Source organism: Bacillus sp. BC08 (assembly GCF_054326875.1).
Window position 1 is genome coordinate 42,903 of the sequence record NZ_JBTGPA010000008.1, and the last position, 17,707, is coordinate 60,609.

At 34.0% G+C, this 17,707-nt stretch carries 15 protein-coding genes; 12 read left to right on the forward strand and 3 right to left on the reverse strand.

All coding sequences use genetic code 11. From position 1 onward, the window contains the following. Positions 1-34 precede the first annotated feature (34 nt). The 3 genes from ACXVYO_RS01115 to ACXVYO_RS01125 all read left to right on the forward strand — a co-directional run bounded on the left by ACXVYO_RS01115 (position 35) and on the right by ACXVYO_RS01125 (position 4,180). Positions 35-1,066 carry an acyltransferase gene (locus ACXVYO_RS01115; protein WP_458465815.1) on the forward strand — a complete coding sequence of 344 codons (1,032 nt, stop codon included), beginning with the start codon at positions 35-37 and terminating at the stop codon, positions 1,064-1,066. A 187-nt stretch (positions 1,067-1,253) separates the two neighbouring features. Next, the gene (gene dbpA / locus ACXVYO_RS01120) at positions 1,254-2,699 is read left to right on the forward strand and encodes an ATP-dependent RNA helicase DbpA (protein ID WP_458465816.1); all 1,446 of its coding nucleotides are present in this window, start codon (positions 1,254-1,256) and stop codon (positions 2,697-2,699) included. Positions 2,700-2,941: 242 nt separating this feature from the next. Continuing rightward, the gene (locus ACXVYO_RS01125) at positions 2,942-4,180 is read left to right on the forward strand and encodes a hypothetical protein (protein ID WP_458465817.1); all 1,239 of its coding nucleotides are present in this window, start codon (positions 2,942-2,944) and stop codon (positions 4,178-4,180) included. A gap of 193 nt (positions 4,181-4,373) precedes the next feature. On the opposite strand, the gene ACXVYO_RS01130 is transcribed toward ACXVYO_RS01125, so the two are convergent. Next, entirely contained in the window at positions 4,374-4,934 is a 561-nt protein-coding gene (locus tag ACXVYO_RS01130) for a DUF1836 domain-containing protein (RefSeq protein WP_458465818.1), read from the reverse strand. A 164-nt stretch (positions 4,935-5,098) separates the two neighbouring features. Between ACXVYO_RS01130 and trhA the strand changes: the two genes are divergently transcribed. The 4 genes from trhA (at position 5,099) to ACXVYO_RS01150 (ending at position 8,994) form a co-directional block, all read left to right on the forward strand. Then, positions 5,099-5,746, forward strand: a complete 648-nt coding sequence (gene trhA / locus ACXVYO_RS01135; RefSeq protein WP_000995322.1) for a PAQR family membrane homeostasis protein TrhA — start codon at positions 5,099-5,101, stop codon at positions 5,744-5,746. Positions 5,747-5,969: 223 nt separating this feature from the next. After that, entirely contained in the window at positions 5,970-6,986 is a 1,017-nt protein-coding gene (galE, locus tag ACXVYO_RS01140; RefSeq protein WP_458465819.1) for a UDP-glucose 4-epimerase GalE, read from the forward strand. A gap of 430 nt (positions 6,987-7,416) precedes the next feature. Then, the gene (locus tag ACXVYO_RS01145) at positions 7,417-8,007 is read left to right on the forward strand and encodes an AmiS/UreI family transporter (protein WP_063262405.1); all 591 of its coding nucleotides are present in this window, start codon (positions 7,417-7,419) and stop codon (positions 8,005-8,007) included. Between the two features lie 99 nt (positions 8,008-8,106). Next, positions 8,107-8,994 (forward strand): NAD-dependent epimerase/dehydratase family protein, encoded by an 888-nt coding sequence (locus ACXVYO_RS01150; protein WP_458465820.1) that lies wholly within the window; start codon positions 8,107-8,109, stop codon positions 8,992-8,994. A gap of 88 nt (positions 8,995-9,082) precedes the next feature. Here ACXVYO_RS01150 and sodA read toward each other — a convergent pair whose 3' ends face one another. After that, the gene (sodA, locus tag ACXVYO_RS01155; RefSeq protein WP_458465821.1) at positions 9,083-9,709 is read right to left on the reverse strand and encodes a superoxide dismutase [Mn]; all 627 of its coding nucleotides are present in this window, start codon (positions 9,707-9,709) and stop codon (positions 9,083-9,085) included. 215 nt (positions 9,710-9,924) lie between these two features. Here sodA and ACXVYO_RS01160 point away from each other — a divergent pair, with 215 nt between their 5' ends. Both ACXVYO_RS01160 and ACXVYO_RS01165 read left to right on the forward strand, forming a co-directional pair. Further along, complete coding sequence (locus ACXVYO_RS01160; RefSeq protein ID WP_458465822.1) at positions 9,925-10,995, forward strand: nitric oxide synthase oxygenase; 1,071 nt, start codon at positions 9,925-9,927, stop codon at positions 10,993-10,995. Positions 10,996-11,356: 361 nt separating this feature from the next. Then, positions 11,357-12,925 carry a BCCT family transporter gene (locus tag ACXVYO_RS01165; RefSeq protein ID WP_458465823.1) on the forward strand — a complete coding sequence of 523 codons (1,569 nt, stop codon included), beginning with the start codon at positions 11,357-11,359 and terminating at the stop codon, positions 12,923-12,925. Positions 12,926-13,021: 96 nt separating this feature from the next. Here the strand turns inward: ACXVYO_RS01165 and ACXVYO_RS01170 are convergent, their stop codons facing one another. Further along, positions 13,022-14,320: an MFS transporter gene (locus ACXVYO_RS01170; RefSeq protein WP_048560485.1), complete on the reverse strand. Its 1,299-nt coding sequence runs from the start codon at positions 14,318-14,320 to the stop codon at positions 13,022-13,024. A gap of 327 nt (positions 14,321-14,647) precedes the next feature. Here ACXVYO_RS01170 and lytS point away from each other — a divergent pair, with 327 nt between their 5' ends. The 3 genes from lytS (at position 14,648) to lrgA (ending at position 17,700) form a co-directional block, all read left to right on the forward strand. After that, positions 14,648-16,417, forward strand: coding sequence for a two-component system sensor histidine kinase LytS (gene lytS, locus ACXVYO_RS01175; RefSeq protein ID WP_000933595.1), 1,770 nt, complete (start codon positions 14,648-14,650; stop codon positions 16,415-16,417). Beyond that, positions 16,395-17,135: a LytR/AlgR family response regulator transcription factor gene (locus ACXVYO_RS01180; RefSeq protein ID WP_048560483.1), complete on the forward strand. Its 741-nt coding sequence runs from the start codon at positions 16,395-16,397 to the stop codon at positions 17,133-17,135. The genes lytS and ACXVYO_RS01180 overlap by 23 nt, the downstream gene beginning before the upstream one ends. A gap of 133 nt (positions 17,136-17,268) precedes the next feature. After that, entirely contained in the window at positions 17,269-17,700 is a 432-nt protein-coding gene (gene lrgA, locus ACXVYO_RS01185; protein ID WP_458465824.1) for an antiholin-like murein hydrolase modulator LrgA, read from the forward strand. Positions 17,701-17,707: the final 7 nt, after the last annotated feature.

Genomic DNA, 17,707 nt, shown 5'->3' on the forward strand with positions numbered 1-17,707 from the left:
AAAAGTTAAATAGGTAAATTTAGGAGGGCTGTTAATGAAGCGCTTAGTATATATGGATTGGTTGCGTGTACTAGCAACAATCGCAGTGGTTACAATTCACGTTTCTGCTGGTTATGCTTCTATGCTAGATGCAAATAATGTATCACGCTGGATGGCTGGTAATCTATTTGAATCGATTTCACGTGCGAGTGTGCCGATTTTTGTAATGATTAGTGGAGCTTTATTGTTAAAAGGAACGAAAGATATTTCAGTCGGGGAATTTTTACAGAAGCGTGCAAGTAAAGTAATTATACCTTTTGTAGCTTGGAGTGCTATATTTTATGCATATGGAGCATATGCAGGATATTTCCCGGCATCTTTAAAGCAGGGGATAAAGCACTTTTTAACGGATACAATTGGGGGACATTTATGGTTCTTATACATGATTGTAGGGATATATTTAATTACACCTTTACTGAAAATCTTTGTGAAGAACGCTAAAAAAAGAGAGATAGAATACTTTTTAATTTTATGGATATATGCGTCTGTTGTAGTCAATTTAGTTAAATATTATTATCCTATCAACTTTAATATTGAATTATTTTACGTTACAAATTATGTAGGATATTTCTTACTTGGTTATTATTTATCCAATTACGATATGACGAAAAAGTGGAGAAATATTTCTTACATTGGAGGACTTGTAGGATTTATTAGTACATTCTTTATTACATATTACTATACAGTAAAAGCAAATGGACAGTTAGAGCAATTTTGGTACGGATATTTTGCGCCAGGCGTTGTACTAATGGCGATTGGATTATTTGTATTTTTCAAATATGCTTTCCAAAAATCAGAAAGAGAATTACCATTGTTATTCCGTGTTATAAATCAAGCAAGCCTTGGAATCTATATTCTTCACTTCTTCTTATTAAATAATTTGTTGTACATGGTTTTCCCTAAAGTAAATGAGCGTGTGCATGCAATATTGGCAATACCTATTAATGTAACGATTACAATTGTTCTAAGTCTGATAATCACGTTAGTATTGCAAAGAATACCAGTTGTGAAAAAATTGGTTCCGTAAAAATGAATACAGTATAGATAGGGCAGACTTATTATGAAGGCTGCCCTTTACTATTTTAAAATTATACTTAGATAAATTTAGGTTTAAACGAATTAAAAACAGTGGATTAATATAGTATCTTACTATAGTCTAAAGTGAGGTATGAAGAACATAATAAGTTAAATATAAAATCAAATGAGGTTAATATATGAGTAAAAAAAGCTTTAGTAATTATGCATTAAGTAAAGAAGTAAGACGGGCACTTACTGGTTTAGGATATGAGCATCCAACAGAAGTGCAAGGAGAAGTTATTCCAGTTGCATTGCAAAAGAAGGATCTTGTTGTAAAGTCGCAAACGGGAAGTGGGAAAACGGCTTCATTCGGTATACCACTTTGTGAAATGGTAGAGTGGGAAGAGAATAAACCACAAGCATTAGTTTTAACACCAACTAGGGAACTTGCTGTTCAAGTGAAAGAAGATATTACGAATATAGGGCGATTCAAAAGAATTAAGGCTGCTGCAATTTATGGTAAATCTCCATTTGCACGTCAAAAATTAGAGTTAAAACAAAAGACGCATATTGTAGTAGGGACTCCAGGACGTGTGTTGGATCATATTGAAAAAGGAACCCTTTCTTTAGAGCGATTGAAATATTTAGTGATTGATGAAGCAGATGAAATGCTAAATATGGGCTTTATCGATCAAGTAGAGGCAATTATTGATGAATTACCTACAAAAAGAATGACAATGCTATTTTCAGCAACCCTACCGGAAGATGTTGAAAAGTTATCCCGTACATATATGAATGCACCAACTCATATTGAAATTAAAGCAGCTGGGATTACAACAGATAAAATTGAACATACCCTTTTTGAAGTAAGGGAAGAAGAAAAGCTTTCACTTCTTAAGGATATAACTATGATTGAAAATCCAGACAGTTGTATTATTTTTTGTCGTACACAAGAAAACGTAGACCATGTATATAGACAGCTAAAACGAGTTAATTATCCTTGTGACAAAATACACGGTGGTATGGTACAGGAAGATCGTTTTGAAGTTATGGATGATTTTAGAAAAGGAAAGTTCCGTTATTTAGTAGCAACTGATGTAGCTGCGAGAGGAATTGATATTGATAATATTACACATGTTATTAATTACGATATTCCATTAGAAAAAGAAAGCTATGTACATCGTACAGGAAGAACGGGACGAGCTGGTAATAGTGGAAATGCTATTACATTTATAACGCCTTATGAAAATAGATTTTTAGAAGAGATTGAGGAATATATCGGATTTGAAATTCCGAAGGAACTGGCACCTTCAAAAGAAGAAGTTATGAAAGTGAAAGCAATATTTGAAGAAAAGATATATGCTAAACCAATTATAAAGAAAGATAAAAGTGCAGACCTAAACAAAGGAATTATGAAATTGTACTTTAATGGCGGAAAGAAAAAGAAAATTAGGGCAGTAGATTTCGTTGGTACAATTGCTAAAATTCAAGGTGTTTCTGCTGATGATATAGGTATTATTACAATACAAGATAATGTTTCGTATGTTGAAATATTAAACGGAAAAGGACCACTTGTTTTAAAGGTTATGAGAAATACAACGATAAAAGGTAAACAATTAAAAGTTCATGAGGCAATTAAATAGATGAAAATATCCACTTTAAAAGTGGATATTTTTTTGGGGATGATCTATAGAGCAGACAATTTGAATGGACTTTAACTAATACGTGATTGACGATTGTTTTTTTGTATGTTAGTATATTTATTTAATTTTTTTACCATTGAATGGAGAAATTGTTAATTCATTGAGGAGTATATTTTTATATAAGTAAATCAATTTCAATTTAATTGTTGTAAGCTATAAAAAGTAAGGACGGTGTTTATTAAATGAATTTTACTCAAGATAGATGGAGTTTAAAATGGCTTCATTTTTATTTGATTGTAGTAGTTGTTGCATCGCTGTTATTACGTTTATATTTAGCATTTCATTTAGAAGGATATGAACGAGATCAACTATTTTTTGTGGATTGGATGAATACAGTAGGTAAATATGGACTAGGTGATGTGTATGCACATGGAGATTTAGTAAACTATCCGCCATTTTTCTTAGCTCTTTTAGGTATTTATGGAGGCATATTGTCATTTTTTAATACATATGTGGAAGCTGCGGGTGTTTTAATTCGAGTCCCATCTATTGTATTTGAATTAGTAGCTATAATTATTTTTGCTACAGTTTCTAAAAGGATAAACAATTCGATTGTGAGAGCAGCGTTAGTAACATTTTTTGCATTTAGTCCAGCTGTTATAGTGGATGGAACTATTTGGGGTCAAGTAGATATGCTACATAGTATATTGATGGTTAGTTCTATTTTATTACTAATGTCTAAGCCAACTTGGTCTGGTGCTATTTACGCTATAGCGTTACTGGCTAAATTTCAATCGATCGTAATTGCGCCTGTATTTGCTATGTATTTCCTAAAAGTCATTTTTGAAAAAAGAGAAGGCAAGCAATTAACTAAATTTATAATAGGGTTCTGTATCCCATTATTAATATTCGGTCTTTATTTCGCAGCTCATGGAACATTTATCATGATGTTAAAACAAGCATATTTAAATGCGGTAGGTACGTTCCCAACGGTAACTGTATTTGCTATGAACATCTGGTATTACGCGATTGGTACGGATCCTAATACAGTGGATACTATTCAAATTTTACCACATATTACATTGAAGACAGTTGGATTAATACTCTTGTCTATTGCATCGGCATTAACTTGTTTATATGTCTTTTTCCATCGTCATATGAATACGGCAGTTCTATTAAAAGCAGCGACTTTTATAAGCTTTGCGTTCTTTATGTTACCTACGCAAATGCATGAGAGATATGCTTTCCCAGCATTAGTATTTGTCATCTTTTTACTGCTATATGAAATGAAGTGGACAGGAATAGCATTAGGATTAACGTTAACAATCTTTTTAAATATAGTAATGGTTCTGTATGCGGGCTCTAATACAAATATGGGAATGTTTATCGTTACTATTAATGTGTTTATTTTCTATGCTATGTGTAAATTATTAGTAAAAGAGTATTATGATAGCTTTGGATTACTAATAAAGAAACAATAAAAATTATAATTTTAAGGGGAGGTACATTTTGCTAATATGCAGAATGTGCTTTTTTCTATTGAAAATAGAAAAAATAAACATGAGAGGATACTTAGAAAATATAATTTCTAAAATACTACAATCATTCGGATAGTTGAAGTTCATTCTAGTAATTATAAAACGCTACCTGCTTTTAGGTAGCGTTTTATAGTTATTAGGCTTCTTCTAAATCATCAATCAACTTCTCAGCTAAGCGCCTATACATATTACTCATCGACACAAATGATGTTAGTAATAAAAATTTCTCTAGGTTCGGATCTTCTAAAGAAGAAATCTCACTTACTTCTGAAACACGGTTATTTACGTCTTGTGTAAAGCTTTTGACGTTGTTTTCGGTAAGCGAAAGATAATCTTTATATAGCGTATTTAATTCGAATGAATCATCGCTTAATAAGGATTCATTTATATTTTCTAAGGAGCTTTTTATGTCATTAATGGAAAGTGCCCCTTTTAATTGGTAAATTAAGCTAATTAAAATCATATGCTCTTTTGAGTATTTTTTATTTTTGATTGGAATAAACAGTTTCCCTTTTGCGTAATTGTTAATCATTGTTTTTGTTAATACTTTTTCATCATCGGTTCTTGTTGTATCCGCATAAGTATTTTCAAATAGTTGGACAACCTGGTCTACATACAAGTCGACATTTGGAATATCTTCAAGCGTAATATTTTTTTCTAAATGTAATGTTTCAAGCAGTTTATTTATATTTTCCACGTAGAACCCCTCGCTTTTATAACTTAGTGGAGCATAATGTTTAGTTTATCTCTAAATATGGTATTACGAAACAAATGAATTGTAAATGTTGACCTCTAGTTATAATACGTATATAATTACATGTAGTTATCAAAACTACATGTAATTATATGAGGGGTGTATATATGAATGCTTATATAAGAGAACCAGTTAATGCTTTTACCCACTTGGGGGGAGCCGTATTATCATTTATTGCATTATTAGCTATGCTTGTAAAAGTTTCTATTAAGACGCCATCTTTTGCGGCAATTACAGCTGTTATTTTGTTTGGCATCGGAATGATGGTTCTGTATACAGCATCGGCTGTATATCATAGTGTTGTAGCCAGTGAACGTGTTATTTATTTCTTTCGGAAGCTCGATCACTCTATGATTTTTATATTGATTGCAGGTACATATGCACCATTTTGTTTAATTACATTACATTCCGCAAACGGTTTATTATTATTTTGTTTAGTGTATGCAACGGCCATTTGTGGTATTGTTTTTAAAATGTTTTGGTTTAGTTGCCCGAGATGGTTATCAACAGCAATTTATATTACAATGGGCTGGTTAATTGTTTTGTTCTTTGCACCGTTAGCTGCTAACTTAAGTGCAGGAGGTATCGTGCTGCTAGTACTTGGAGGCATTCTTTATACGATTGGTGGATTTATTTATGGAACAAAGCCAAAATGGTTAGAGTTTAAACATATGGGGCATCATGAAATTTTTCACGTGTTCGTGTTATTGGGAAGCCTTGCCCACTTTTTAAGTGTATATTGCTACGTAATTTAACAAGATGAAATTTCCGAATGATTTTTATTTTTCTTGATTAATAAATAAAGATATGGACACATATGTATGTTAAAGAGTTGTATAACGTAAAGGTTATGCGGCTCTTTTTTTATGAATAATAATTTAAAATAAATTGTTAAAATTATCAGTCTTTTTATGGTAGGATAGAGGTGTATTGAGGTTATAAAATTTTATAATTAATAATTAGTGGGGGACTATATATATGGCGATACTTATAACGGGTGGAGCAGGATATATTGGTAGTCATACGTGTATAGAATTATTAAATAATAATTATAAAATTATAGTCGTAGATAATCTTTCAAATAGTTCAATCGAGTCTTTAAACCGAGTAAAAGAGATAACAGGAAAACAATTCGAATTTTATAAAGAAAGTGTTTTAAATCGTGAAAAAATGAATGAGATTTTTTTGAGAAATAACATTGAAGCGGTTATACATTTTGCTGGATTTAAAGCAGTGGGGGAATCAACTACAATTCCTCTTACATATTATTATAATAATGTAATGAGTACGATTATACTATGTGATGTGATGCAGAAACATAATGTTAAAAAATTTATTTTTAGTTCATCTGCAACTGTATATGGAATTCCAAAAACATCACCAATTACAGAAGAATTTCCGCTAAGTGTGACAAATCCATATGGGCAAACAAAATTAATGATTGAGCAAATTATGCGTGATGTAGCAAAAGCTGATGATGAATGGAGTATTGCGTTACTTCGTTATTTCAATCCATTTGGAGCACATAAAAGTGGCCGTATTGGAGAAGATCCAAATGGAGTTCCGAATAATTTAATGCCATATGTAACGCAGGTGGCGGTAGGTAAGTTAAAAGAGCTAAATATATTCGGCAATGATTATCCAACGAAAGATGGGACCGGTGTCCGTGATTATATTCACGTTGTTGATCTTGCAAAAGGACATGTAAAGGCACTTGAGAAAGTACTTGAGACGGAAGGAATCGAGGCATACAATCTTGGCACAGGTAAGGGATATAGTGTATTGGAGATGGTAAAGGCTTTTGAGAAGGTTTCAGGTAAAAAAATACCTTATAAAGTAATAGGGCGTCGTCCTGGTGATGTAGCAATATGTTTTGCTGATGTATCTAAAGCGAAACGAGAATTAGGATGGGAAGCGGAATATGGATTAGAAGAGATGTGTGTAGATTCTTGGAGATGGCAGGTAAATAATAAAAATGGTTATCAAATGATTTAAGCGAGTTAGTATATAATAAATTGTATTTTTTATTATGTTGCTTGAGGTCAGTAATATGTTCAATTCAAGAAAGAGAATGTAATAAAATATTACTGACCATAGCATTTGAATAGAAACGGGTTCTCTTGAAAAGTATTCCAATACTTGTATCATTGTTAAAGTACGTTTATAATCAAATAATCTTATTAGCTTTTTGATTGAATTACCTATTATTGAAAGCGTTTTTATTGTGTGGTACATTTCGATTGATATCATTACTGTATGACATGTATGAAAAGGTTTTTTTATTGTTTTTTAAGGTAGGAAGTCTGACTTATTTCCGAAAAAACTTTGTATGTAGTTGTAAGTAAGAAGGAGAATAAGGAATAATATAATTTTTACAAGATAGGGAGGGACAGTGTGAAAATGTAAGGTTTTCACATGAGGATATATGGGTTACGTAGGATTATTACTTTCGGGTGCAGCTTTATTTTTGAATAGTCTTGTTATATTAGGAAAAGCAGAGATGAAAAGTGCGGGTGTTTTTAATTTATTTGTAGGTGCACTACAAATTATTATTCCGTTCTATTTGATCATGATTTCTGACCAAAGCAATTGGACAGTGTATTCATATGCAGCTACTTTCTTATTTGGATTAACATATTTATATGTAGGTGTTACTTTTATAAAAGGAATGGATAGTAGCGGTCTAGGCTGGTTTTGTATGTGGGTAGCAATTATTGCTTTATTCTATATGGTTGTTTCATTTGTTCAATTCCATGATGTTGTGAATGCATTAACATGGTTTATGTGGGCATTACTTTGGTATTTATTCTTTGTATTAAATACACAAAAAAAGAATATCAATCAATATCTTGGAAGAATCGCCTTCGTACAATCGTGGGTAACGTTAACGTTGCCTTCACTCTTTTATTTTATGGGAGTATGGGGCGAGGGATTCGTATATGATCTATGGGTTTATGTATCCGTAATTTCTATTTTATACTTCTGTTATTGTATTTATAAATATCGAGTACGTTAATATATTTTCTGTAGAAAAGCATGGAATCGTTAAACGAATTCCATGCTTTTTATATGTGAGCAGTTATAATAGAGAGGTATTATTTTACATTTTATCAAAATGGGGATGATGAAGTTGAAAAAAGTATTAGTGCTAGGGGGAACAAGATTTTTTGGTAAACATTTAGTAGAAGCACTTTTGCAAGATGGACACGATGTAACAATTGCGACGAGAGGGATTACAGAAGATCCTTTTGGAAGTGCAGTAAAAAGACTGATTGTCGATAGAGAAGACGAAAAACAACTTGCAGAGCGTCTAGAAGATGAAAGTTATGATATCGTATACGATAATTTATGCTATAGCTCGAATGCAGCGAAGGTAATATGTGAGGTGTTACGAGGAAAAACGAAGAAATACGTTATGACATCTTCAATGGCTGTTTACGAGCCAGCAATAGGATTGTTAGAAGAGAACTTTAATCCGTATGAGTATGCTATTACGTATGGGGATAGGAAGGATTTTAATTATGGTGAAGGCAAGCGATTAGCTGAAGCTGTTGTATTTCAACACGCAATATTCCCAGTTGTTGCAGTACGTTTTCCAGTTGTTATTGGAGAAAACGATTATACGAAAAGGTTACAATTTTACGTTGAACATATTGCGTGGCAAGAGCCTGTCGCGGTGAAGCATTTAGATGGAGAATTGTCATTTATACATGAGAAAGAAGCAGGAGAATTTTTAGCTTGGTGCGGAATGAAGGACATAAAAGGGCCAATTAATGCTTGTAGCAACGGGGTAGTTTCTACTAGCGAAGTTATTCATTTCATAGAAGAAAGTACGGGAATAAAAGCACTTGTTCAAGAAGTAGGAGATAATGTAGCGCCTTATAATGAAGTGATTAATTGTACATTACATAATGGGAAAGCTAGTGAATTAGGATTCCCGTTCCGAGAGGTGAAAATAGACATAGAGCAAGTATTACGTTATTACATACATGCAATGGAGTAATTGTAAATCCCCCGGTGGCAATCCGGGGGATTCTGGAGGATTTCGACAATACTAATTTTACATTACCAAACTTACCTTATACGCACGACTAATGCTTTTTTGATTGAATTGCTTGTAAATACTTTTCATTTACCTGGTCCCAGTTCACTGTATGCCACCAATTGGTAACAAATTCTGGACGTCGATTTTGATACTTTAAATAATAGGCGTGTTCCCATACATCGATGACGAGTAATGGAATTTTACCTTCTTGCAAAGGTGTATCTTGATTGGGTGTACTCATAACGGAAAGTTCTCTACCATCAAGAACAAGCCACCCATAGCCACTTCCAAAACGACTAATAGCTGCTTTGGAAAGTTGATCTTTTAAGTTGTCAAAGGTATTGAAATAATAATCAATTACTTTTGCAACGTCTCCATTAGGCTCACCGCCACCTCGCGGGCTCATTACTTCCCAAAAAAGACTATGACAATAGTGACCACCACCGTTATTTCTTACAGCTGTAACAATTTCCTTTGGTAAAATGTCTAAATTACATAGTAACTCTTCTAAAGACTTATTATGTAATTCCGTATAGTTTTCTAAAGCGGCATTCAAGTTATTTACGTATGTCGCATGATGTTTTCCGTGATGAATAGAAAGTGTGTTGCTGTCGATATATGGCTCTAGTTCGTCATAGTCATATGAAAGCTTTGGCAATTGAAATGAAGACATGATATTCCCTCCTTTCGTATTAAAAGTTGGTCTAGGTAAAAATAATTTACCTGAGTCAAAAATACACCTATTTTTTATACAAGTCAATAGTAATGCCTTTAATTTTCTGAAAAATATTACAATAAAAGTAACACTTCGACTTTCATTTGTGACTCTTATTCTTTTTGCTTATACTGTAGAGTAGAACGTTTTGTTGAAATAGAAGGAGATTGTTTATGAGTAAAACGAAACAATTAATAGAGGAAGCGAGTCAGTTTATTACGATTTGCTATAAAGAGCTTAATAAAGAGCAATTCATAGAAGAGCGTGTGAAAGAAATTCAAGTTGAGATAGAGAAGACGGGGACGTATGAGCATACATTTGAAGAACTTGTTCATGGATCGCGAATGGCATGGCGCAATAGTAATCGATGTATCGGAAGACTATTTTGGAGTAAGATGCACATATTAGATGCACGTGAAGTAAATGATGAAGAAGGTGTATATAATGCATTAATTCATCATATTAAATATGCAACGAACGATGGAAAAGTGAAACCGACAATTACAATTTTTAAGCAATATCAAGGTGAGGAAAATAATATACGAATTTATAATCACCAATTGATTCGATATGCAGGATATAAAACAGAAATGGGAGTGATTGGTGACTCTCATTCCACTGCGTTTACGGATTTTTGTCAGGAACTTGGCTGGCAGGGAGAAGGTACGAATTTCGATGTATTGCCACTTGTATTTTCTGTCGATGGAAAAGAACCTGTATATAAAGAAATTCCTAAAAAAGAAGTGAAAGAAGTACCAATTGAACACCCAGAATACCCGATTTCATCACTTGGAGCAAAATGGTATGGAGTACCGATGATTTCAGATATGCGCCTAGAGATTGGAGGTATTTCTTATACTGCTGCTCCGTTCAATGGATGGTATATGGGTACGGAAATTGGGGCACGTAACTTAGCGGATCATGATCGCTATAATTTACTTCCGGCTGTCGCGGAGATGATGGAGTTAGATACATCAAGAAACGGTACGTTATGGAAAGACAAGGCACTAATTGAGTTGAATATTGCTGTATTACATTCCTTCAAAAAACAAGGAGTTAGTATTGTGGATCACCATACAGCCGCACAACAATTTCAACAATTTGAAAAGCAAGAAGCAGCATGTGGACGGGTTGTAACAGGCAATTGGGTGTGGCTCATTCCACCTTTGTCGCCAGCTACCACTCATATTTATCATAAACCATATCCGAATGAAATTTTGAAGCCAAATTTCTTTCATAAATGATACTTAGTATAGTTTTTTTCTGCAAAATATAATTTTTTTTAATTACTGTTACGTAGCAAATGGAAGCCTTTACTATCGGTTATTTTTGGAAGGAGCTTTTTGAACCAAGGAGTTCCTTATGTTATAATCAAATTTCTGTTTCGAAGACCTTATAGAAATATAAGGTCTTTTGTTTTGCTTTTTTATGTAATAAGAATAGGAATTTCCTTTTAAATAAGGGATTTAGCATATTTTTAGGGACAACATAAGTGTGTAGAAAATCGATAAATTATTATGCTTATATAATCATTATGTTTTGGGTGTAAACAATAAAACATAATAAAGTTGTTTTTTTAGATTGCTGAGGAAGGAGGAAGTGTAAATGAGAATGAAGAGTCGAAAAACAGATTGGCCTGTATTTCTTATTAGTGGTGGCTCACTTTTATTATTTGTAATTGCAGTTATTTTAAATAAAAATTACGTAGAGGGAGTTATTAATAGAAGTTTTGCAGCTTCGATTAAATATTTTGGTGCCTTTTGGCAGGTTTTATTAATTGGTACATTTATTGTGGCAATGTGTATGGCGTTTTCAAAATATGGGAGAGTTAAACTTGGGGGACTAGAAAAACCTGAGATTAGTACGGCAAAATGGCTCGCTATTATTATGTCTACATTACTTGCCGGAGGTGGCGTTTTTTGGGCAGCTGCAGAGCCGATGTACCATTTGATGACGGTGCCACCAATACATGAAGGTATAACTGCTGGAACGAAAGAAGCAGTAATGCCTGCTTTAGCGCAAAGTTATATGCATTGGGGTTTCCTCGCTTGGACGATTTTAGGAACAATTAGTGCGGTAGTTATGATGTACGGACATTACCATAAAGGTATGCCGTTAAAACCTCGAACGCTTTTATATCCTATTTTTGGAGAGAAATTGCGAAAGAGTTGGCTTGGAACAACGATCGATGTGTTTGCAATTATTGCAGTAGCTGCAGGGACAATTGGTCCGATTGGATTTTTAGGACTACAAGCAAGTTATGGATTACAAGCATTGTTTGACATTCCTGATGTGTTTACTACTCAATTAGCCATTATTGTTTGTGTAGTAGCTGTTTCTACTATATCTGCGGTAACAGGAATTGATAAAGGGATTCAAATTATAAGTGATTTAAATGTTAGGTTAGCAGTTTTATTAATGGTATTCGTATTACTGTTTGGACCAGGTGGATTTATTATTGATTCATTTGTTTCTTCGTTTGGATTTTATATAAATGAATTTATTCCAATGAGCACATATCGTGGGGACACAGGTTGGTTAGGATCGTGGACAATCTTTTTCTGGGGATGGTTTATTGGATACGGACCGATGATGGCAATTTTAGTGAGCCGTATTTCAAGAGGAAGAACAATCCGAGAAATCATCGTTGCAATTGGAATTATTGCACCTATTATTACAACGTTTTGGTTTACTATACTAGGTGGATCAGGTGTGTTTTATGAGTTAATGAATCCTGGTTCTATCTCGACCGCATTAAGTGAATCTGGTATGCCAGCGGCTATGATTGCAATTACAGAGCAACTGCCACTATCTAATATTATTGGACCTGCATTTCTTTTATTAACAATTTTATTTGTAGTGACAACAGGAGATTCAATGGCGTATTCGATTTCAATGGCAGTGACTGGAGATGGAGATCCTAGAATTAGTTTGCGAGTGTTTTGGTCGCTTATTATGGGCGCAGTTGCAGCGATTCTTTTATACATGGGTGAGGGAAGTATTAACGCCTTACAATCATTCATCGTAGTAACAGCTGTCCCAGTATCTATTCTGTTATTCCCAATGCTATGGCTAGCGCCTAAAGTTGCAGGAGAATTAGCGTTAAAACAAGGTATTGTAAAAGAAGGAGAGAAAACTTCCTTCTTGTTCCAAAAAGCTAGTAAATCAAAATAAAGAATTGTATTTATATAAAAAGAGGAAGCATTTCATTTGAGATGCTTCCTCTTTACTATTTATCCAACTACTTTTCTTGAAGGATACAGTTTCAATCTATTCTAATACTTTATCTTTCGTCTCTGGGACACATAATAACATTGTAACTAAACCGATTGGATAGATAATGAAGATGAGAGATAGTGCTCCCATTAAGTTACCACCTGTAGCAAGTAATCCGATAATAACAGGTCCAAAGCCAGCTAACCCACGTCCTGTACCGAAAATAAAGTTCTCTGCTGTCGATCGAGCTTCAGCAGGATAGTTTTCAGCTAAAACGGCTCCGAATCCTCCCATCATGCCATTTGCAAAGAATCCCAGCAATGCACTTCCCCATAACAATAATGTTGAGTCTGTGAATAAGAAGAAGTAAATGAGACAGTATATAGTACCACCGACATAATAGATTGTAAAAGTTTTACGGCGGCCAATTTTATCGGCTAGAATACCAAACGTTGCAATTCCAATTAGCATGCCGATCGTAGAGATGAACATCCAACCGCTCGCTTTTGCTAATGTGTAGTTATATTTATTCGCTAAAATAGTTGGCATCCATGTGAAAATTCCATAATATCCGAAGTTCTGGATAAATGACATAATAATAAGACCAATGGTTGTTATCGTTACTTTTTTATTGGCAAATAACTTTCGAAGTGGGAACTTTTTCATTTGCTTTAGTTGTTCTGCCTCAGTAGTTGTTAAATTACCTTCAGCTTCTTTTTGTAACAACTCTTTTTTGTAGCGTTGTTTTTGTTCCCATATTTTCGGTTCACTTAAACTTTTGCGTACATAGACAGCTAGTAGAGCGGGAATGAGCCCAAATAAGAAAACAGCTCTCCATCCGAAATGCGGGACGATAAATGCTGGAAGGAGTGAAGCGACTAGTACGCCGAATTGCCATCCCAGTGCAACAACGGATGTCGCCTTAGCGCGCATTTCTTTAGACCATGTTTCAGTTACGATGGCCATCCCAATCCCGAATTCACCACCAACTCCCATTCCAACTAAAAAGCGAAGAATTAATAATTGCCAATAATCTGTTGCGAAATAAATAAGTGCTGTTGCTAGTGAGAATAGTAAGATTGTGAAGGCCATCGTACGGATACGCCCAAATAAATCAGCAATAAATCCAAATAAATAAGACCCAATTAGCATTCCTATTGTGGTAGCTAATGTTAAGTTTCCACCTTCAACAGGGCTTAAATGAAATTCTTTTAAAATGTAGACGAGTACGAAAGATAAGAGCAACATATCTAAACCTTCTGCTGCATATCCTAGCGCAGAACCAAACAATGTTTTATATCTTTTCTCCTTCGTTTCCTCTGTTGTTGATTGTACATCAGTAGTGACGTTCATCATTACTCCTCCTTATTTTTTCTACAGTCGCTATGGAAGAATAACAAAAGGCCTTCTCACCTGATATGATGAGAAGGCCAAAAAAGCATACGTATCCCTAAAAAAGACCATACGTATAGTATATTCCGACTTCCTTCTCAACCTCACGGGGTTGGGTTAAAGGACTGTATTATATTACTTTATTTTTAGCACTCTTCTATTAGATTGTCAAATAAAGAGGGGATAGTTATGTGTAAAATATTTCAAAAGATACTTCATTCTCCTTGACGCCCACTTCATTATTTTCCCATAATAAAACTAACTCATATAAAAAGGAATGAATCACAGATGCTAAATTTAGTACTTATGATGATTGAACGTGTTGGACTTATTGTTATTTTAGGATTTTTACTTTCTCATATTAAAACGTTCAGGCGCCTTCTTCATAGACAAGATGGATATGTAGATAAGCTTAAGCTTATTTGTATTTTTTCAGTGTTTACAATTGTAAGTAATTACACAGGAATTGAAATTGCCGGGAATACAATTATGAAAGAAAATTGGCTACAAGGTGTTTCGTCATCTAGTACAATTGCGAATACACGTATTATGGGTGTTGGAATTAGTGGATTGCTTGGTGGTCCTATCGTCGGCATTGGAGTGGGATCGATTGCGGGTATTCACCGTTATATGCTTGGCGGGACGACAGCGCTAAGCTGTGCAATTTCATCAATTTTAGCAGGTGTTATAACGGGGTATATTGGATACATTTTTAAAAAATATAATCGTGCAATTACGCCTAAATTTTCAGCGATTTTAAGTGTGTTTATCGTTTCTTTAGAGATGATTATGATCCTATTAATCGTAGAGGATGGGATTAGTATCGTGAAAACAATTGCGATACCAATGATACTTGTAAATAGTTTCGGGAGTTTTATTTTACTTTCTATGATACAAGCTATTTTGCGCCAGGAAGAAAATGCGAAAGCTTTACAAACGCATAAAGTATTACGAATTGCTGACAAAACATTACCATATTTTCGCCGCGGATTAACAGAGGATTCTTGTAAACATGTGGCACAAATTATTCACCGCTTTACGGGAACAGATGCGGTATCCTTAACAGATACAGAGAAAATATTAGCTCACGTTGGATTAGCATCAGATCACCATATTCCTTCACATAGTTTAATAACAGGTTTATCGAAAGAAGTGTTGAACACAGGAAAAATAATGAAAGCGAAATCGCGTGAGGTTATTAATTGTCAACATGAAGGCTGTCCTTTGCAGGCGGCAATCGTTATTCCACTAACTTCACATGGAAATACAATTGGGACATTAAAATTATATTTTAAAAATTCTAGCCAGTTAAGTCGTGTGGAAGAGGAATTAGCAGAAGGGTTAGCAAAAATATTCTCTACACAACTTGAGTTAGGTGAAGCAGAGTTACAAAGTAAGTTATTGCAAGATGCCGAAATAAAAGCGTTACAAGCACAAATCAATCCGCATTTTTTATTTAATGCAATTAATACTGTATCGGCTTTATGCCGAACAGATGTAGAAAAAGCGAGAAAATTATTATTGCAGCTTAGCGTGTATTTTCGTTGTAATTTGCAAGGGGCACGCCAATTACTTATTCCATTAGAACAAGAGTTAAATCATGTACATGCATATTTATCGTTAGAACAAGCGAGGTTTCCGAATAAGTATGAAGTGAAGATGTACATTGAGGAAGAGTTAAAGACGACCTTAGTTCCACCGTTTGTACTGCAGCTATTAGTTGAAAATGCATTGCGCCATGCTTTTCCAAAAAAGCAGCCGGTGTGCGAAGTTGAAGTACATGTGTTTGAAAAAGAGGGGATGGTGCATTTTGAAGTCCAAGATAATGGACAAGGAATTGAGAGTGAACGTCTAGGACAATTAGGAAAAATGGTAGTTCCATCAAAGAAAGGGACTGGAACAGCTTTATATAATATTAATGAACGACTTATCGGGTTATTTGGGAAAGAGACAATGCTTCAAATTGAAAGTGAATTAGAGCAAGGGACAAAGTTCCTCTTTGTAATTCCGAAAAAAGTAGGGGAGGAAAAACGGAGTGTTAAAAGTATTAGTAGTTGATGATGAAATGTTAGCGCGTGATGAATTGAAATATTTATTAGAGCAAACGAAAGAAGTAGAGATAATTGGTGAGGCAGATTGTGTAGAGGATGCATTAGAAGAGCTAATGCAAAATAAACCAGATATTGTGTTCCTAGATATTCAGTTATCTGATGATAACGGATTTGAAATCGCAAATATATTAAAGAAGATGAAAAATCCACCTGCAATTGTGTTTGCTACGGCCTATGATCAATATGCGTTGCAAGCATTTGAAGTAGATGCGTTAGACTACATTTTAAAGCCGTTCGATGAAGAGCGTATCGTACAGACATTAAAGAAATATAAAAAGCAAAAACAAATAAAATTAGAAACAAAACAAGAAGTAAAGAGTGTAGACGTAACGACCGAGATGCATAAATTAGCATTACCAATTGAAGAATCAATTGTACTTGTGAATATTGAAGATATTATATATGTAGGACTTGTGGACGGAAAAGTGACAGTAAAAACGATGAGAGAAACATATGTAACACATGATACACTTGTCATTTTGGAAAAGAAGTTGCCGCAAGCAAGTTTTATGCGTGTCCATCGCAGTTTTATTGCAAATATTAATCATATTACAGAAATACAACCATGGTTCAATTCTACATATAATTTAATTATGAAAGAAGGATCAAAGGTACCTGTTAGCCGTACATATGCAAAAGAACTCAAAAAGCTACTTCGTATTTAAGAAGTAGCTTTTTGTATTTCATCTGCCTATTTCTGTAATTAATTTTGTATATTTGACGTTCTGTTGTGTAAACGCTTACAGTTTTGTTTGTATCTTATACAATAAAGGTACCAAATCGAAAGAGGTGGCCAAAATGAGTACGAAAAAAGTATATAGTTTCTTATCACAAGCATTCATATTCTCAGCTATTATGTTAGTTTCTAATATTATTGCAACACATTTACCAATTCCGATGCCTTCATCGGTGATCGGATTAGTTATTTTATTTAGCCTATTATGTTTAAAGGTTATTAAATTGGAACAAGTTGAATCATTCGGAACGGCCTTAACAGGTATTATCGGATTCCTTTTCGTTCCATCAGGTATTTCAGTTATTAATTCTCTCGGTGTAATGGGACAATATTTTGTACAAATTTTAACTGTAATTGTTGTAGCAACAATTATTTTACTCGCTGTAACAGGGTTGTTTGCACAATTCATTTTAGGAAAAGATGAAAAAGAAATAGAAGATACGAAAGAATTGAAAGTAGTAAATAAAGGACGCAAGCACGGAAAAGTTGCATAACCAATTT